Source organism: Acinetobacter sp. TUM15071, assembly GCF_008980925.1.
GTDB classification, from domain to species: domain Bacteria; phylum Pseudomonadota; class Gammaproteobacteria; order Pseudomonadales; family Moraxellaceae; genus Acinetobacter; species Acinetobacter dispersus.
In genome coordinates this window covers 26,112-43,464 of the sequence record NZ_BKGB01000021.1, presented here as the reverse complement: position 1 = coordinate 43,464, position 17,353 = coordinate 26,112, and the positions used below count along the sequence as shown (strand labels likewise).

The window sequence follows — 17,353 nt, the reverse complement described above, 5'->3', positions numbered from 1 at the left end:
GAATCAATGGGTTTCCTCTGACTCCTCCTCTGCATTTATTCTTATTTTATTTGGAGAAGACCATGTCTAAAGCGACTGTCTTATCTCGTGGCCTGCTTGTCTCTACGCTTTCGATTGCCTTAACCGCATGTATGAATCTGCAGGCACCAAAACCTACGATCAAATCGGATATTCCACAAAATTTTGCCCTCGCAAACACAGGCAACTCTATTGCAACTCAGGGCTATAAACAGTTCTTTGCCGATACACGCCTATTGCAAGTGATTGAAATCAGCTTAAATAACAACCGTGATTTACGTACTGCAACACTGAATATTCAGCGTGCACAGCAACAATATCAGATCAGCAAAAATGACCAGTTACCTATTATTGGGGCAAATGGCAGTGCTGTTCGACAGGTGAATCCATCTGTGAACCCAAACAATCCTTATTCAACTTTTCAAGTCGGTCTAGGGATGACAGCTTATGAGTTAGACTTTTGGGGTCGAGTCAAAAGCTTAAAAGATGTGGCCTTAAATAATTACTTTGCTACCCAGAGTGCAAGAGAAGCCACACAGATCAGTTTAGTCAGCCAAGTGTCGCAAGCTTGGTTAGATTATGCCTATGCAAAAGCCAATTTAAATCTGGCTGAGCAGACCTTAAAAGCACAGCTCGACTCTTATCATCTGAATAAAAAACGTTTTGATGTCGGAATTGATAGCGAGGTTCCGCTGCGTCAAGCACAGATATCGGTTGAAACTGCAAGAAATGATGTTGCCGCCTATAAAACTCAAGTGGCACAAGCACAAAACTTACTGGATCTATTGGCTGGTCAATCGGTTCCTCAAAATCTCCTGCCGAATCAAGCCGTAAAAACGATTAGTGTTGAACACAGCTTTGCAACGGGCTTAAGCAGTGATTTACTGAATAACCGTCCAGATCTGAAAACTGCTGAATATCAATTACGTGCTGCTGGAGCCAATATTGGTGCAGCCAAAGCACGTATGTTCCCTACGATTAGCCTGACAGGTTCAGCTGGCTATGCATCGACAGATCTTAAAGATTTATTTAAATCAGGTGGTTTTTCTTGGTCAATTGGGCCAAGTATCGACCTGCCTATTTTCGATTGGGGGACGCGTAAAGCCAATATTAAAATTTCAGAAACTGAACAACAAATTGCACTGGCAGATTATGAAAAAGCCATTCAATCCGCTTTTCGTGAGGTCAATGATGCATTGGCTGCACATGCCCATATTGATGAGCGTTTAGCAGCACAACGTCGTTTAGTCTCTGCTACAGAGACCAATTATAAATTATCCAGAGCCCGATTTAGAGCGGGTATTGATAGTTATCTGACCGTATTGGATGCACAACGTTCTGCCTATGCAGCTCAGCAAGGTCTACTGCTGTTGGAACAAACCAAATTAAATAATCAGATCGAACTCTATAAAGCTTTAGGTGGCGGCTTATCTCAGGCTTCGTAAACGCTTAAGTCGATTATTTGGGCTGATTTTTAAAGATTCAGCCCTTATAGTATTTGAGTTTAAATAAGACAATAACCATTCAACTATGTTTACACTTTCGATTACGCCTAGATTCTATGAAACCGATGCTTTCGGACATATCAACAATACTGTGATTACAGGTTGGTTTGAAACTGCACGTGAACCAGTTTTCCGTCTATTTAATCCCGGCATGGACATCAAGAATTTGCCTTTGATTCTGGCACGGGTTGAAGTCGATTTTGTTGCACAAATCTATTACGGCGCTGATATCGAAATCAAAACATGGATTGAACATATCGGCAATTCTTCTTTTATTGTGGCGCATGAAGCTTGGCAAAATGAGCATTGCGTTGCACGTGGCAAAGCTGTTCAGGTGTATTTTGATTTCAGCACGCAAAAATCAGGTCGTATCCCAGATCAATTCCGCGACCAGTTACAACAATATTTGATGGGCCAATAAATATTCTCCGCTGAAATAAACTAATTTATTTCAGCGGATTAAACTTATTCGCCTAAATCTTCAAGAAAATCAAAAGTTGGCACAAAGAATAAGCTACCTGAAACTGCGGTACTAAAATCAAGTAAACGATCGACATGTCCAGTTTCTTTACCTAAGAACATATTTTCAAGCATGGTTTTGGTGATATTAAAAGAACGAGAATAGCCAATAAAGAAAGTGCCATACTCTCCTTCTGTTGGATTGGAGAATGGCATATTGGCTCTTAAGATTTTAAGCTCGTTGCCGTCCGCATCATGAGCCTTACTCGCGACATTATGTGCACTTTGTGGTTTAACGTCATCGCCCAGCTCGACATCATCATACTTCTTTCGACCAATCACTTTTTCCTGTTCTTCGGTGCTTAGACCCTTCCACATTTCCATGTTATGTAGGTACTTTTGGATAAATACATAACTGCCACCAAGGAACTCGGCATCTTCTGAACCGACATAAGCAATCTCTTTGGCAATTTCATGCTCAGGGTTTTCAGTACCATCTACAAAACCAATAATCGCACGACCATCAAAGTATCTAAAACCTTTGGTCTCGCTAATTGGGTAAGTATCTTCTTTTAACTGCTCATGTAAAATTGAGGCAAGCTCATAGCAAATCGCCATTTGATTGGCACGGATATGAAAGAATAAATCGCCTGTTGTCGCTACCGCGGTATGTCTTGGCCCTTTGATCTCTTGAAATGGTGCCAGCTCTTTCGGTTTATTTAAATCAGGGAACAGCAAATCCCAGGCATTTGAGCCAATCCCCACCGAAGCACTGAAATTACTATTCGGAAAACGATTGGTCAGACTGCGTACCAATGCGGAAAAATTCGCAAGAAAATCAATTACACCCGAATGATCAGGGTTGGTGTTGATGCCAAGCACGATAAATAAAGCATTTTCACCTGAAAGATTGTTGATCACAGGCTGAGGTCTTAAAGGTGTATTCATAATATTTGGGAATAAAAAAACTTAATGCTCATATCCTACACAAATCAATGCATTAGAGATCAGACAAATCACAAATTTTTACCATTATTCAGTATATAAAACAAAGCTCTCACCACGGCAAAAACTGGCTAAGGTGAGATTTAATTGTTTTGCCATTTCAATCGCCATACTGGTAGGTGCAGAAATAGTCGCCAATAGACCAATATTGTATTGCGCACATTTACGAATCAGCTCATAACTGGCACGACTGGTCATTACTACAAAACCCTCCGCAACATCCATTTTCTGTTCAGCCAAGTAACCCAATAATTTATCCAAGGCATTATGCCGACCAACATCTTCAAATAACGCTACGATCTGCCCTTTCACGACCCATGCTGCGGCATGTGCTCCACCGGTCAGTTCAGTAATTTTTTGTCTGACTTTTAATTGTGCAATTGCATTTGGAATTTGGCTTAACCATGTTGAAGAAAAATGGGTACTGACCGCAGGTAGATTTGCATAGAGTTGCTTTAGACTTTCAATACCACATAAACCACAACCTGTACGCCCGACCATCATACGTCGATGCTCTTTTAAAGCCATGAAAGCACGGGATGAAATGGTCATGTCCACTTCAACCCCCAATTCATTTTGACGAATATCGAGTGAATACAACTCGCTTAAACTTTGTAATATCCCTTCCGAGAGACTAAAACCTTTGGCAAAGACCTCAATATCTGATGGTGTTGCCATCATCACGGCATGTGAAATACCATTATAAATTAAGGCAACAGGATACTCTTGGACAATATAATCCAGTTCATTTTCAGAGACATCGCGATGGAAACGATGCACTGGCACCGTTTCATAACCTCGTGTTTTTGTATCCACACTTACCTCATTTGCATCACTGATTCGAGCTATGCGCTACTGACGCGTTCATTGGCATGCTCAGGGTCAACTTCAACATTCAAATTAAAATGTGCTGGTGCATTACCTGCATGCAAAATCACAGGTATGCTTTTAGACGCTGGAATTTTGGCATATTTATCATGACTACCCAATGCCACCAATGGATTGGTTTCTGGATAATAAGCCGCTAGACTGCCTTGTGGAATGTTATACGGCACAATACGGAAACTATGTACAATCCGTTTCACACCATCCGAGAATACACTCTCAATATCAACCCATTGGTCTGCTTCAAAGCCCGCTGCATCAATATCTGCTTGATTCATAAACAACACTCGGCGTTGCCCGAATACACCGCGATAACGGTCATCCAAACCATATAACGTGGTGTTGTACTGGTCATGCGAACGAGTGGTCATCAAGGTGTATACTTGTTGCTCGCTATAGGCCGCTGCATACTGGTTTTCTTTATCTTCGTAAACTTCGGCCAATGGTGTAATCAAAAACTGAGCTTTACCACTTGGTGTATTCCAGACATGCTGATTGGCAGGATGTTCTAAATGGAAACCACTTGGTTGATAAACTCGTTGATTGAAATCATGAAATTCATCAAAAACCTCGGCAATCGAGTCACGAATACGATCATAACTTTCAATATACCAGCGCCATTTCACCCTACTCTCAGGCAATGCTGCTTCAGCCATACGCGCCACAATATCAGGTTCAGATAAGATATTTTCTGAGATCGGAGGATTACGTCCCGCTGAAAGATGCACATTGCTCATGGAATCTTCTACTGAAATCGCTTGTGCGCCATGCACTTGCATATCAACTTCGGTACGCCCTAGACACGGTAGCATCAACGCATCCTGACCACACACCAGATGGCTACGATTCAACTTGGTAGTAATATTGACGGTTAAATTACAACGGCGTAATGCCTCTTGAGTATAAGGTGTATCAGGTGTGGCAACCGCAAAATTTCCCCCTAGGCCAATAAAGACTTTTACATCACCTTCATACATCGCCTTGATGGTATCGACCACACCAAAACCATGTTTACGTGGCGACTTGATGCCAAATACCCGATCAATACTATCGAGTAGCTTATCACTTGGATTTTCATTAATCCCCATGGTTCGGTCGCCCTGCACATTACTGTGCCCTCGCACAGGACAGAGGCCTGCCCCTGGACGACCGATATGTCCCCGTGCCAACATCAGGTTCGCCAACATATGAATATTAGCTGTACCATGACGGTGTTGGGTAATTCCCATCCCCCAACAGAAAATAGCGGTTTTTGCATCTAGATACATCTTGGCAATCGATTCTAAATGTTCAGGTGAAAGTCCCGTATGTTTATGAATTTCAGACCATGCTGTACCATCAATCTCAGCCAACATCTCATCAAAACCAATGGTATTCAATTCTATGAAGCTACGATCAAAAACGCTTGCTTTTCCTTTCGCGAGTGCCTTTTTATCCCACTCCAATAAATGCTTCATCACCCCAAACATCAGCGCATAGTCACCACCAATTTTGGGTTGGAAATAATAACGACTAATTGGGGTACTGCCATTGGTCATCATTTCCAATGGGGCTTGCGGATCTTGGAAACGTTCCAGCCCACGCTCCTTGATTGGGTTAATGGCAACAATATTACCGCCTCTTCGAGAGACTTCTCTTAAGGTTGCCAACATCCTTGGATGGTTGGTGCCTGGATTATGCCCAAAGCTAAAAATGGCATCTGCTTGGTCAAAATCATCTAGAATGACGGTGCCTTTACCTAAACCAATCGCATCTTTTAAGCCAACACTGGTGGTTTCGTGGCACATATTGGAACAATCTGGAAAATTATTGGTGCCGAAGCTGCGGACAAATAATTGGTACAAAAAAGCCGCTTCATTGCTGGCACGCCCAGAGGTATAAAAAGCAGCCTGATCAGGGTGATCAAGCGCCTGTAGATGTTTGGCAATCAACTGAAAGGCTTCATCCCAAGAAATCGGCACATACTTATCTGACACAGGGTCATAACGCATCGGGTCAGTTAAACGACCCAAATCTTCCAGATAGAAATCATTCTGTTCAGCAAGCCAGCTCACGGTATGCTGTGCAAAAAATTCTGGTGTTACCGTTTTACTGGTTGCTTCGAAAGCCACAGCCTTGGCACCGTTTTCACAAAAGTTAAAGGCATGCGCATCCTTTTTCTCAGGCCATGCACAGCCAGGACAGTCAAAACCAGTCGGCTGATTAATATTAAGTAAAGTGATTGAACCTTTTTTTAAAATGTCTTGCCTTTTTAGGTTTCGGGCAACGCTCAGTAATGCGCCCCATCCACCCGCAGGTTGGGTATAGGGTTCAATTCTTGCAAAACTGGTATTTTCTTGCTTATGAATGGGTTGTTCTGAGTTATCCATCACGCTGCCCTCATCTGAGCTATTTTTAACATTGGCTACAGATAGGATTAACATGAATTTTGCTTCTTTTCTATTCTTGATTTGTCTTATGCCTGTATTTTTGACGTCAAAAATAAAGCCTAGGTCATCTAGGCTTTATTGATCATTTGATAAAAATTATTAAATTACTCTCCTGCCAAAGCACACTCAAAGTTGGCTTTATCCACAGAGCAACGTGCCTTTTTTAATACAGACATCATACTTGCGTCATAAACCCCGCGTTGAGTCAATTCAATACGCCCATCACGCATCATTTTTTGATATTTCAATTTATCTTCAGGGGTCAAATTCATCTTATATTTAGCAGGAATTTCAGCTTCTAGACGCTTAATGGTTGCAAAGATTTTCGGTAGTTGCTTAACTGACCAATCACGGGATTTTTGCCCAAAACCAGCAGGGAATTTTTCAGGACGAATGACCACGTTTGCAGTGACTTGTAATACAGGAAAATTGTACATGACTCCATTGCTGCCTAAACCTTTGCTAAGTTCCAAAGGTTTATATGCATAAGCTGGTGCACCAATCATATCTACCTGACCATTGTTAAATTTAGCAGCAAAGTTGGAAATATCAGAAAGTACAGCTTGCGCACCAACACGTTGTACAATCAATTTTTGTGCATCGTCATAACCCAATACCGCAAACTTTTTACCTGCGGCTTTTTCAATTGAATTAATACTTTTGTCACGAACAAAGATATAAGCTGAACCTAAAGGGGAAATTCCAACTACTTCATATTTATTGCCACCAAGATTAGTGGTCATTTTCGCTGCGTTACGCGGATCAGATACAAAGGTAATGGCACGTTTTGCGATCTCGTCACTGGGTACCCCCCCTAAAGAGTCAATCGAACCCACAAATTTATTGTATGGACGGGCACGCATTGAAGTCATTGCCACACCCGCACATTTCCCTGCTTTAAAATTATTGTCAGCGACCTGTTCATCCGTGATCGCCAATAGGTTGATATCTGCCCCCCAGCCTTTGGCTGCCAGTGCCCAGTCTTGCATCATTTTATAAGCCTCACCAGACTTACCTAAAATATCAAAAACACAAACATCAATCGCTGCTTGGGTTGAAGCAGAAACACTCAACATTGAAGTTGTTACGATAGCTAATGCGATTTTTTTCATATGTCCATCCTTTTACAAACGTTATGTTTGTTTTCCTCATAAGACACTCGATGTGCCTTCTTATTTATAACGATTCAAAATCATCGTTATTTAAAAATACTGAATCATAAAAAATTATAATTACAGTCCCTATTTCAATGCTTGAACGGCAGGTGATCGAGCCAAATAATCTAAAGCTTGTTGGGTATTCCCTTCCGTTTCTGGATGAAACTTAGGTGAAATCCAACGAATTGTTGCTTTGGTTATAAAGGTCAATGTCGGTCCATTATCTGTTGCTTTGGCTTGTTTGTTATAGGTAGATAAAATGCCAAATAAACTCTTATGTGCAATCTTTTGTACAGCTATATCTGGATCTTGTTTACCTAAATGTCGACCAACATCTGCCAATACATAAATAAAAATCGGGAAAACCAATGCCATTAAGAACTGACGATAAAGATAAAAGAGAATCGGATTTGGCAGTATTTCCTTAAATAAATCAAATGCAACACAACGATGTTCGACTTCCTCTGCCAAATGCCAGCGGAACATGTCGGCAATAACTGGATCAGCTTTGTCCCATGATTTATTGTCCATACACCATTGCCCAAGCACACCCGTGAAATGTTCAATGGCAGCAACTACCCCTATTCGTGTAATTAACCAGAAATGCTCTAATGGCTTTATTTCCAATTGTTTAATGCCTAAAGGACTTTCACCGAGCAAAATACCAAAGATCCAGTTGATCTTTTTGAAAGCGGGTTCCAGATCGTAATCATGCTGTTTCAGAAATTCCTGAGCACCTTGATGCGCACGTGCATGAGTTGCTTCTTGTCGAATAAAACCTTTTACATCATCCATAAGAATAGGATTTTTTACATAAGGTAAAGCCTTGTTATAAACACGACAGAACCAAAATTCTCCCGCAGGTAAAATCAAGTTAATCCCATTGATTAAATGTGAGCATACAGGATCATTAGGAATCCATTGCACAGGAGAGTTAGAAAAATCAAACTTTACAGGCCTAGCAACCAGTTTATGATGATGGGGAATGGCATTCATATTGACCTCAACTTTACAACCTTCATTTATCACATCGTTAATCTTTGAATAAGCTCAGTGAATAACTGCGCTATTCGCCACTCAATGAACATTCAAAATTAGTTCGTTCCACCGTACATCGCGCACGCTTTAGTACACCCATCATGACGGGGTCATAAACACCCAGTTTGGTTAATTCAATGCGGCCATCGCGAAGCATTTGTTGGTAACGGCGCTTATCTTCAGCAGAAAGACTCTGTTTGTACTTTTCAGGAATTTCAGCTTCTAAACGTGCAATCGTGGCAAAGTTTTTGGGCAATTGCTTGGTGGCCCAAGCACGAGATTTCAGACCAAAACCAACTGGGAATTTGTCAGGGCGGATAATGATGTCACCAGTTAAATTAATCACTGGAAAATTAAACATTGCACCATTACTCCCCAAACCTTTGGCAATTTCTAAAGGTTTATAGGCATATGCAGGAGCCGCAATCACATCAACTTGCTTGTTATTAAATTTTTTCGCAAAATCAGAAATTTCGGAAGGCACACCCACCAATTCCAATCGATCTACAATCATTTTTTGAGCTTGATCATAATGTAAATAGGCGAATTTTTTGCCTTTACCTTTCTCAATGGTATTAATGGTTTTATCTCTGACAAAAACATAAGCCAAACCAATTTGAGCGATGGCAGCCACCTCATACTCATCATCATTGATGTTTGTCACCAGACGATGTTTATTCCGAGGATCTAATACATAAGTAATGGCTTTCTGGGCAATCGAATTACTGGTGATCGCACCTAATGCATCAATCGATCCTGCAAATTTATTGTATTTACGTGCTCGCATCGATGTCATCGATACCCCATCACATTTGCCTGCTTCAAAATCATTTTGGGCTTTGGCTTCGTCTTGGTATGCAATGAGATTCAAATCCGCTTGCCAAGCCTTTGCAGCCAACGCCCATTCCTCTACAATTTTGTAAGACTCACCTGCCTTGCCCAATAAATCGAATACACAGATATCAACTTTTGCTTGTGTTGTGGTTGAAAATGCAGTGAGAAAGGCTGTAATCAAAATTCCTTTTTTCATTACGGGTCCTAGTGTAATTTTTAAACAATTTAAACACGCTCAGTAACAGTTAATGCTGAAACATTAATGCTTTGCCTCAGTGTTAATGCGCCTATTTTTAAATAAAAAAAAATGTTGTAATAGTTCCCAGTAAGCCATTTTAGTATCATTTTCCGACGATCCCTGTTATGCCCTTAAATAAACAATCCGAAAGAACAGTACCTGGCACTTATATTGCGCTCATGGTTGATGTGGTATCACGTTGGGATATATCAGCGGATGAACTACTCAGCAACTCAGGCTTCACTCAAGAGCAATTGGTGCAACCTTTATGGCGGGCTGATGCCAAAATTGTGATGGCGATCCTACGACGAGCACTTGAACTGACTCAAGTTCCTGCACTTGAATTTGGTTTTTATCTGGGCATGCAAATGACCATTACCTGCCATGGTTTAATGGGGATGGCAGCCATGCTCGCACAAGATGTAAAACAAGCACTCAATATTGCGCAGGAGTTTATTTCACTTCAATCCAGTATTCACACCATCAAACTTGATGTTGTCGATACGCATGCAGTCATCATCTTTGAACAGACCGAAGCCTATTATTTGGATGAAGTTATTCAGATTGCGTTATTGCTTGGTTTTGCACAGATGGGGAAAAATATTTCAGGGCAAGAATTGACTGGTTTTGCCGATGTACAATTTAGTAAACCCGATTATTTTGATAAATTGCTGCCGTTAATTCCTGGTGATGTGCGATTTAATCGCCCTGCGACTCGTTTAGAATTTAAAAAAGAAATATTAGATCTTCCATTATTACATTCTGATGCTATTGCAGAGCGTCTGGCACGAGAGGAATGTAAATCACAGCTACGTAAGTTATTAAAACAAAATAGTTTTAGCAGTACTTTGCAAGATTTGATCTATGATGAGGCGATGGGAATAAGCCCTTTAACTGAAATCTTAAAGAAAGTTCAAATGTCTGAACGAGCCTTGCAACGAAAACTGGAAAATGAAGGCACAAATTTTAGAACATTGGTCGATAAAGTAAGATGTGAAAAAGCTATCCAACTACTCAAAAATCCAACTTTATCACTTGAAAATATTGCAGCTCATCTTGGCTATACCAACACCAAAAATTTCTCTCGTGCTTTTAAACGCTGGACTGGGACCTCTCCACGTCGCTATTAGCTTTTTCGTTACCATCCAAACAAACCAAATTTTAGCATTTAAAAAAAACTTACTGGCAAGTGCTCAAAATCACCAGTAAGAGAGAAAAACCAAGCTTCGGATTAAAAAATAGTTATTTATTTGATTGAACTGTTGATTGTACATGAGCAGCATTTTGCTTCTGTTGCGATGGCATATAATCGGGTTGATTGCTGACAGCCAGAAAGAAAAAGACTAAGAATAAACAACCTAATAAAATACTGATTCCAACCGCAAGGTATGGGAATTTTGATTGCTGTTGAGACATGAGCTCTGCTCCTATTGAAAGACTAAAATTTAATTCATAACAATTACATGGTGGATAAAGCCTTAAAACTAGCGCCATTTTGAATACGGGTTTGCATGTATTCGGCATAGACCGATAACTTTTCAAAAATATGTTCCGAATAGAACATATCCTCGATTAAATGAGCCGCTTGGGCTGGACTAAACTGACCAATCTTCGCTACCAGATTTGCATTAAGACTGGAAAACAAAGTACATAAGCTTTTGTGTGCTTCATCTTTGTTTTTAAATAGCAGCCTACGCGTATTAATCAATTCATCATTGAGCATGCTTGGCCTACGATCAGCATGAATCACATCAATTTTCACATCAAAATAATCTTCTAGGATTTGAATCTGTTGCTGATCCAGTGACAAATGCGTGATCAAGAAGATATGAAAGACATCCGTCCGACACAGTGCCTTGACTAAACAACGGAACAGAAAATCTTGCTCTACTTTTGCATCATCGACCAGCTCGATATAAAGTTTCAGGCTATGAATCACATCTTCGATTTTGAGATTGACACTTTTATCGGCTTGATAGTATTGATTCAATATCTTAAGAACAGAGGACGAGACTGGCGTGGTATAAATCACTGGCTGATTTAAATTGGCAATCATAAATGGCGCAAATAAATAGGCGAGATTATTATCGTTTCCCACAATTTCAGCTTGAGCAATATAAGCGACCTTTTCCTTAGAAAAATCTCTGAGTACCTTGCCTCTTAATAAAGTTGCTTCAAGATTTACATATTCAAGACTTAGCTGTTGTTGTACTGCTTGCGATGGAACTTTGCTTTGAAAAAGCTGAGTCAACGCATTAAGTTCTTTGGTGATAAACATAGTCATACGCCATTCAGTCCGAATTAATGTCATTCAAACGACTTACAATGCTTGATCAATATTTAACACACTGCATCGTTGCTTGATGCTATTTTGAATCAGGTACAAACAACTGAATAGCTACAGAGTTTCGCTAAAAAAATATAACAGATCATTTATGGACACCCCATCTGTTATAAAAAAACAAAAAGAAATTGTACCTACTCATATACAACAGAAGATTAGATGATGAATAAAACTTAAATCGCTTTTAAATATCCAAGCCACAGCTTTTTCAGGTTCTGCTTATTTTCAAACATTTAAGTCCGTTCTTTCACATTTTCCTAGCGACTGCTTTTGCTGGTCTGTTATAGGAGAGGATATATGGATCTCGGTCTCACTGCTTTAGAATTAGCCCGAATACAGTTTGCGTTTACTGTTTCATTTCACATTATCTTTCCCGCCACCTCGATTGGTCTCGCCTGTTTTCTTGCCATGCTGGAATGGAAATGGCTGCGTACTCAAAACCCCATTTATAAAGATCTATTTAAATTCTGGATCAAAATCTTTGCCGTGGCCTTTGGCATGGGTGTGGTATCTGGCGTGGTGATGAGCTACCAGTTTGGTACCAACTGGAGTGAATTTTCCCGTATTGCGGGAAGCGTGACTGGCCCTTTGCTCACCTATGAAGTATTGAGTGCTTTCTTCTTGGAAGCGGGCTTCTTGGGCATCATGCTATTTGGTTGGGGACGAGTCAGTCCCAAAGCCCATTTCTTTGCCACCTTGATGGTCGCCATCGGTACCTGTATTTCCATGTTCTGGATTCTCTCCTCCAACAGTTGGATGCAGACACCGCAAGGTTTTACGATCGAGAATGGCATCATTATTCCAACCGATTGGTGGGCGATCGTATTTAATCCCTCCTTCCCTTATCGTTTTGCGCATATGGCCGCTGCTGCATTTTTAGTGTCTTCCTTACTGGTGGTGGGTACTGCTGCATGGCATCTGATCAAAGGCCGTCGTGATGAACTGATCAAAAAATCATTTTCAATGGGGCTATGGATGGTGCTAGTCACCTCATGTTTGCAAGTGGTGATTGGTGATAATCATGGCTTAAATACCTTGAAGCATCAGCCGGCAAAATTGGCCGCAATGGAAGGTCATTGGGAGACCAATTATGATGAAGGAATGCCACTGTACTTATTTGGCATTCCAGACATGCAAGAGGAACGTACCAAATACGCGATTGCGATTCCAAATCTAGGCAGTCTGATTTTGACTCATTCTATGGATGGTACAGTCAAAGGCTTAAAAGACTTCGCCCCAGAAGACCGACCAAACTCAACCATTGTGTTTTGGAGTTTCCGTGTCATGGTTGGGCTTGGCATGTTAATGGTGCTGCTCTCATTTATTGCCTTATGGTTGCGTAAAAAAGGCAAGCTTTATGGTTCATCTTGGTTTCATAAATTCGCTTTTGTCATGGGGCCTACAGGCTATATCGCCTTACTGGCGGGATGGGTGACGACTGAAGTTGGCCGTCAACCTTGGGTGATTTATGGGGTGATGCGTACCAAAGATGGTTTGTCGCATACGGTGACTGCCGATCAAGTCGGTATCAGTTTGATCATTTTCGTGGTGGTCTATGCCATCGTGTTTGGTAGCGGTATTTACTACATGCTGAAACTACTGAAAAAAGGTCCTGAATTTATTGAAGCGATTGATCTTGAGCCGGCAGGCCATGGGCATTTCAAGACCCCAATGCGTCCTTTAAGTGCTGTTGATGAAAGCATTGATCAACAAGACCCAAACAAGGAGAACCGCCATGATTGATTTATCTCTGATTTGGGTCGGCATTATCGGTCTCGGTGTATTGATCTATGTCATTCTGGATGGTTTTGATCTGGGGATCGGGATTTTATTTCCCTTCATTAAAAGCCGTGAAGAACGTGATGTGATGATGAATACCGTCGCGCCTGTCTGGGATGGCAATGAAACATGGATGGTACTTGGTGGTGCAGGTTTGTTCGCAGCTTTCCCACTGGTTTATTCAACGGTGTTATCAGCTTTATATATGCCGATTACTCTGATGGTGATTGCCTTGATTTTTCGTGGTGTTGCCTTCGAATTCCGTTTTAAGGCCAATCGCACTAAGCATTTATGGGATCAGGCTTTTATCTGGGGTTCAATTCTGTCTAGCTTTCTGCAAGGTGTGATTCTAGGTGCTTATATTCAGGGCATCCAAACTACCAATGGTATTTTCTCAGGTTCAGGCTTGGATTGGTTCACTCCTTTTGCCTTATTTACTGGGCTGGGTGTAGTTGCCATGTATGCAGCGCTTGGTTGTGGCTGGTTGATTATGAAAACCGACCATGAGTTACGAGATCAAATGTATGCACTAATGCCTAAACTGATCATTGTTTTGTTTGTGGTCTTTGCTGGTGTCAGTCTCTATACCCCACTGACCCATCCTGAAATTGCAGCGCGTTGGTTTGCCTTGCCGAATCTGCTGTATTTTAGCCCTGTACCCATCTTAGTACTGCTATTTACATTCTTGATTTTAAAAGCATGTAAAGAGCGTCAGGACTTTAAACCTTTTATTTATACCTTGGCACTCGTGTTCTTGGCCTTTACTGGATTTGTGATCAGCCTCTGGCCGAATATCATTCCACCATCAGTCACGATTTGGGAAGCAGCAGCACCGCATTCTAGTCAGAAATTTGCATTGGTTGGTGCGGTAATTCTGATCCCGATCATTATCGCCTATACCATCCTATCGTACTGGGTGTTTAGAGATAAAGTACGGGTTGGAGATACAGGTTATCACTAAGGAGCAGCTTTGCATGAAAATTAAATCTCTGCATTTAAGCCAAACGCAATGGTTTATAATCTTATGGTTAGTTGGTTTTTTTGCACTCGCCATCATTGCAGGTCTCTTTAGACTGCTATTGATGTTTGCTTATTAAAAAAGAGATGGAACAGCTTGCATACCAAGCTGTTCCATCAAGATGGATTCACTTTACTTTATGTATAAATCAGAACAATTAGCGCACAACCTGAAACTTCTCATTGAAAATGGATCATGGCAGCCGCACAGCAAACTTCCTTCTTTACGTGAGCAAGTGCAACGATCAGGGTTTAGCTTAATTACCGTGATGAACGCTTACCAAGAACTGGAAGCGCAAGGATTGATTTATTCCAAAGAAAAGTCAGGTTATTTTGTCGCAGAGCAAAATAATATCCAGATTCCACAAGCTTATTCGGTGGTCTCTTTAAACCCCAAAATTGAAATTAACTCCTTGGTGTTTAAATATCTGAAGTCGATTCAATCCAAACAGGTCAGCCCACTAGGTTCTGCATTTCCAGATAGTCAGTTACTCTATCCACCCAAACTGATTCAGATCATGGGGCAACTTTCCCGCAATCGCCATAGTTATGATCAGACCACCAACCTACCGCCTGGGAATTTAGCACTCAGAAAACTGATTGCTCAACGCTATTGTATGCAAGGGATTCCAACCGATGCAGATGACATTGTGATTACATCTGGTGGTTTAGAAGCTTTAAATCTTTCCCTGCAAGCGATTACTCAACCGGGCGATTATATTTTATTGCAGCAAACCATCTTCTATGGCGCATGGCAGGCAGCTGAACGTTTGGGACTCAAGGTGATTACCCTGCCAGAACATCCACAACATGGCTTTGATATTGAAGCTTTTGAACAAGTCATTAAAAACTATCCGATCAAAGTGTGCTGGTTTATGTTGAACGCACATAACCCGATTGGCTTTACTGTCAGCGATGAGATCAAATATAAAATTGCCAAGCTACTGCATGAACATCAAATTCATTTGATCGAAGATGATGTCTATGAAGAATTGTTTTATGGCAATCAAAAGCCGCTACCCATGAAATATTTCGATCAGCAAAATCTGGTCTTGCACTGCTCTTCTTTTTCTAAAACCTTGGGTTCAGGGTTCCGTATGGGATGGGTCTATGCTGGCAAATTTTCCGAACATATTCAGCACCTACAATTGATGAGCACCATTTCTGCCAATGCCCTGATCCAAAATGCACTGGTGGAGTTCCTCTCTCATCATCATTACGAAAAGCATCTGAGAACGCTTAGACGGGCTTTGGAAAAGAATAAAAAACAATTCTTTCAATATCTCAAACAACATCTACCGAAGGACTGTAAGGTATATAACTATCCAAGTGGCTATTTTCTCTGGATTCAACTGCCTGATAAAGTCAGCAGTATGCAAGTCTATGAACAGCTGATTCAACAACAAGTAGGTGTTGCGCCAAGCCCTTTATTTAATGTGTTGCCCTCACATCAACATTTTATTCGTATGAATTGTTCCTTCGAATGGACAGAACAGATTCAGCATTCGTTAGAACGCTTTATTGAAACGGTTCAGTTGGCGATGTCGGATGAATCGGCCTTGGACAAATAGCTTTTCCGATACTGACTCGGTGTTTCCCCAAACATCTTTTTAAAAGCGCGAATAAAATTAGTGGCTTCTTCATAACCCACCAGAGCTGCAACGTCCTGAATACTATATTGTGGTTGTTGCAGTAACTTCTTTGCTTGACTAAAACGAACCTCAGCCAAAATATGCAAGAACGTCGTTCCTTGTGCCTGCAAATGTCGCTTGATGGTTCGTTCAGACATATTCAATCGCTGTGCAATCAACGCTAATGTCGGATAAGTATTGCCAGCTTTATATAACAACTCAGAACGAATGCTTTTCTGCAGGTCACGCGTCGATTCCTTGAGTAATTTCAATTTGTCATTTTCGCAATACAATAATGCCTGCTGGAATGCGACTTGATCAGCATTTGGATTTTTACAATGCAGATATTGCTTGGGGAAGCGTAGGCCATTGCGTTGCTGATTAAAATGAATCTTGATCTGAGATAAATCGATACGTTTATAATTCTGTGCATCGGCCCAATCAACAAAGACCTCACAACGTTCAACAATTTTTTCAGAAAACAAAGCTAAAAAATGAATTGCGCCAAATAACAAACTTTCAATCATAAACTGCCGTAATTGATCAGATTGCTGCTCATTGCCAAATTTAACAGGATGTACACCATCCAAATAGACATAGACAAAGTCTGCATCTATGTACGATTCAGGGGTGAAGTTCTGGATTCGTGTACAGAAATATTGTTGGCACAGCGTTAATGCAGTTTCAACATCCGTACAGCTCAGAAATGCAAAACCTAAGGCTCCATGTGAAGTGGGACGTAATTTAAAACCATATTCAATGCCCAGACGCGGATTATCGGTCAGCCTTAAAGCATTCACCACCAGCTTTGACCATTGATGCGCACTCATTTTGGCATCAGCTTGTTTCATTTCTGCAAGCACTAATCCTGTGCCAGCCAAAACTGATTCAGTATCAATCGCATAATCATGCACAATTTCTAATAATAGATGTGCATAAGAAACCGAGATGGTTTCCTGAAACAATCCAAAAGGATCTCGCATCGCACATCCACTGTCCTAAAATGATCATCAA

General features: G+C 41.0%; 16 protein-coding genes. 7 read left to right on the top strand and 9 right to left on the bottom strand.

The window, feature by feature from the left end; translation table 11 throughout:
• Window positions 1–62 precede the first annotated feature (62 nt).
• Both adeC and GBI66_RS16830 read left to right on the top strand, forming a co-directional pair.
• Window positions 63–1,463: an AdeC/AdeK/OprM family multidrug efflux complex outer membrane factor gene (gene adeC, locus GBI66_RS16835; protein ID WP_151716881.1), complete on the top strand. Its 1,401-nt coding sequence runs from the start codon at window positions 63–65 to the stop codon at window positions 1,461–1,463.
• An 85-nt stretch (window positions 1,464–1,548) separates the two neighbouring features.
• Window positions 1,549–1,944 (top strand): thioesterase family protein, encoded by a 396-nt coding sequence (locus GBI66_RS16830; RefSeq protein WP_151716880.1) that lies wholly within the window; start codon window positions 1,549–1,551, stop codon window positions 1,942–1,944.
• A 44-nt stretch (window positions 1,945–1,988) separates the two neighbouring features.
• Here GBI66_RS16830 and GBI66_RS16825 read toward each other — a convergent pair whose 3' ends face one another.
• The 6 genes from GBI66_RS16825 to GBI66_RS16800 form a co-directional block, all read right to left on the bottom strand.
• Entirely contained in the window at window positions 1,989–2,930 is a 942-nt protein-coding gene (locus tag GBI66_RS16825; RefSeq protein ID WP_151716879.1) for a Dyp-type peroxidase, read from the bottom strand.
• Window positions 2,931–3,014: 84 nt separating this feature from the next.
• A complete protein-coding gene (gene fdhD / locus GBI66_RS16820) occupies window positions 3,015–3,803 on the bottom strand; it encodes a formate dehydrogenase accessory sulfurtransferase FdhD (RefSeq protein WP_151716878.1) in 789 nt (262 codons plus the stop codon).
• A 29-nt stretch (window positions 3,804–3,832) separates the two neighbouring features.
• On the bottom strand, window positions 3,833–6,241 hold the full coding sequence (locus tag GBI66_RS16815) for an FdhF/YdeP family oxidoreductase (RefSeq protein WP_151716894.1): 2,409 nt from the start codon (window positions 6,239–6,241) through the stop codon (window positions 3,833–3,835).
• Window positions 6,242–6,405: 164 nt separating this feature from the next.
• Window positions 6,406–7,413: a putative solute-binding protein gene (locus tag GBI66_RS16810; protein WP_151716877.1), complete on the bottom strand. Its 1,008-nt coding sequence runs from the start codon at window positions 7,411–7,413 to the stop codon at window positions 6,406–6,408.
• A 129-nt stretch (window positions 7,414–7,542) separates the two neighbouring features.
• Window positions 7,543–8,454, bottom strand: a complete 912-nt coding sequence (locus tag GBI66_RS16805) for a metal-dependent hydrolase (protein ID WP_151716876.1) — start codon at window positions 8,452–8,454, stop codon at window positions 7,543–7,545.
• A 70-nt stretch (window positions 8,455–8,524) separates the two neighbouring features.
• A complete protein-coding gene (locus tag GBI66_RS16800) occupies window positions 8,525–9,526 on the bottom strand; it encodes a putative solute-binding protein (RefSeq protein WP_151716875.1) in 1,002 nt (333 codons plus the stop codon).
• Between the two features lie 167 nt (window positions 9,527–9,693).
• Here GBI66_RS16800 and GBI66_RS16795 point away from each other — a divergent pair, with 167 nt between their 5' ends.
• Window positions 9,694–10,698: an AraC family transcriptional regulator gene (locus tag GBI66_RS16795; protein WP_151716874.1), complete on the top strand. Its 1,005-nt coding sequence runs from the start codon at window positions 9,694–9,696 to the stop codon at window positions 10,696–10,698.
• Between the two features lie 112 nt (window positions 10,699–10,810).
• Here the strand turns inward: GBI66_RS16795 and GBI66_RS19505 are convergent, their stop codons facing one another.
• Together GBI66_RS19505 and GBI66_RS16790 are read right to left on the bottom strand one after the other, a co-directional pair.
• Complete coding sequence (locus GBI66_RS19505) at window positions 10,811–10,984, bottom strand: cbb3-type cytochrome oxidase assembly protein (protein WP_005204510.1); 174 nt, start codon at window positions 10,982–10,984, stop codon at window positions 10,811–10,813.
• A 43-nt stretch (window positions 10,985–11,027) separates the two neighbouring features.
• Window positions 11,028–11,846 (bottom strand): hypothetical protein, encoded by an 819-nt coding sequence (locus GBI66_RS16790; protein WP_215901028.1) that lies wholly within the window; start codon window positions 11,844–11,846, stop codon window positions 11,028–11,030.
• A gap of 363 nt (window positions 11,847–12,209) precedes the next feature.
• Here GBI66_RS16790 and GBI66_RS16785 point away from each other — a divergent pair, with 363 nt between their 5' ends.
• Genes GBI66_RS16785 through GBI66_RS16775 form a run of 4 tightly spaced genes read left to right on the top strand, consistent with a single transcriptional unit; the run spans window position 12,210 to window position 16,279 of the window.
• On the top strand, window positions 12,210–13,655 hold the full coding sequence (locus tag GBI66_RS16785; RefSeq protein ID WP_151716873.1) for a cytochrome ubiquinol oxidase subunit I: 1,446 nt from the start codon (window positions 12,210–12,212) through the stop codon (window positions 13,653–13,655).
• Complete coding sequence (gene cydB / locus GBI66_RS16780; protein ID WP_151716872.1) at window positions 13,648–14,652, top strand: cytochrome d ubiquinol oxidase subunit II; 1,005 nt, start codon at window positions 13,648–13,650, stop codon at window positions 14,650–14,652. The genes GBI66_RS16785 and cydB overlap by 8 nt, the downstream gene beginning before the upstream one ends.
• Window positions 14,653–14,665: 13 nt before the next feature.
• The gene (locus GBI66_RS19820; RefSeq protein ID WP_005154018.1) at window positions 14,666–14,788 is read left to right on the top strand and encodes a hypothetical protein; all 123 of its coding nucleotides are present in this window, start codon (window positions 14,666–14,668) and stop codon (window positions 14,786–14,788) included.
• Between the two features lie 60 nt (window positions 14,789–14,848).
• A complete protein-coding gene (locus GBI66_RS16775; RefSeq protein WP_032865125.1) occupies window positions 14,849–16,279 on the top strand; it encodes a PLP-dependent aminotransferase family protein in 1,431 nt (476 codons plus the stop codon).
• Here GBI66_RS16775 and GBI66_RS16770 read toward each other — a convergent pair.
• Window positions 16,240–17,322, bottom strand: a complete 1,083-nt coding sequence (locus GBI66_RS16770; RefSeq protein ID WP_151716871.1) for an AraC family transcriptional regulator — start codon at window positions 17,320–17,322, stop codon at window positions 16,240–16,242. The genes GBI66_RS16775 and GBI66_RS16770 overlap by 40 nt on opposite strands.
• Window positions 17,323–17,353 lie beyond the last annotated feature (31 nt).

What these genes read in the sequence shown, in the direction of transcription:
- GBI66_RS16815 (WP_151716894.1), bottom strand. Translation starts at nt 6,241, where the DNA reads ATGGATAACTCAGAACAACCCATTCATAAGCAAGAAAATACCAGTTTT.
- GBI66_RS16830 (WP_151716880.1), top strand. Translation starts at nt 1,549, where the DNA reads ATGTTTACACTTTCGATTACGCCTAGATTCTATGAAACCGATGCTTTC.
- GBI66_RS16785 (WP_151716873.1), top strand. Translation starts at nt 12,210, where the DNA reads ATGGATCTCGGTCTCACTGCTTTAGAATTAGCCCGAATACAGTTTGCG.
- GBI66_RS16825 (WP_151716879.1), bottom strand. Translation starts at nt 2,930, where the DNA reads ATGAATACACCTTTAAGACCTCAGCCTGTGATCAACAATCTTTCAGGT.
- GBI66_RS16800 (WP_151716875.1), bottom strand. Translation starts at nt 9,526, where the DNA reads ATGAAAAAAGGAATTTTGATTACAGCCTTTCTCACTGCATTTTCAACC.
- adeC (WP_151716881.1), top strand. Translation starts at nt 63, where the DNA reads ATGTCTAAAGCGACTGTCTTATCTCGTGGCCTGCTTGTCTCTACGCTT.
- GBI66_RS16805 (WP_151716876.1), bottom strand. Translation starts at nt 8,454, where the DNA reads ATGAATGCCATTCCCCATCATCATAAACTGGTTGCTAGGCCTGTAAAG.
- GBI66_RS16770 (WP_151716871.1), bottom strand. Translation starts at nt 17,322, where the DNA reads ATGCGAGATCCTTTTGGATTGTTTCAGGAAACCATCTCGGTTTCTTAT.
- GBI66_RS16810 (WP_151716877.1), bottom strand. Translation starts at nt 7,413, where the DNA reads ATGAAAAAAATCGCATTAGCTATCGTAACAACTTCAATGTTGAGTGTT.
- GBI66_RS19505 (WP_005204510.1), bottom strand. Translation starts at nt 10,984, where the DNA reads ATGTCTCAACAGCAATCAAAATTCCCATACCTTGCGGTTGGAATCAGT.
- cydB (WP_151716872.1), top strand. Translation starts at nt 13,648, where the DNA reads ATGATTGATTTATCTCTGATTTGGGTCGGCATTATCGGTCTCGGTGTA.
- GBI66_RS16795 (WP_151716874.1), top strand. Translation starts at nt 9,694, where the DNA reads ATGCCCTTAAATAAACAATCCGAAAGAACAGTACCTGGCACTTATATT.
- GBI66_RS16790 (WP_215901028.1), bottom strand. Translation starts at nt 11,846, where the DNA reads ATGTTTATCACCAAAGAACTTAATGCGTTGACTCAGCTTTTTCAAAGC.
- GBI66_RS19820 (WP_005154018.1), top strand. Translation starts at nt 14,666, where the DNA reads ATGAAAATTAAATCTCTGCATTTAAGCCAAACGCAATGGTTTATAATC.
- GBI66_RS16775 (WP_032865125.1), top strand. Translation starts at nt 14,849, where the DNA reads ATGTATAAATCAGAACAATTAGCGCACAACCTGAAACTTCTCATTGAA.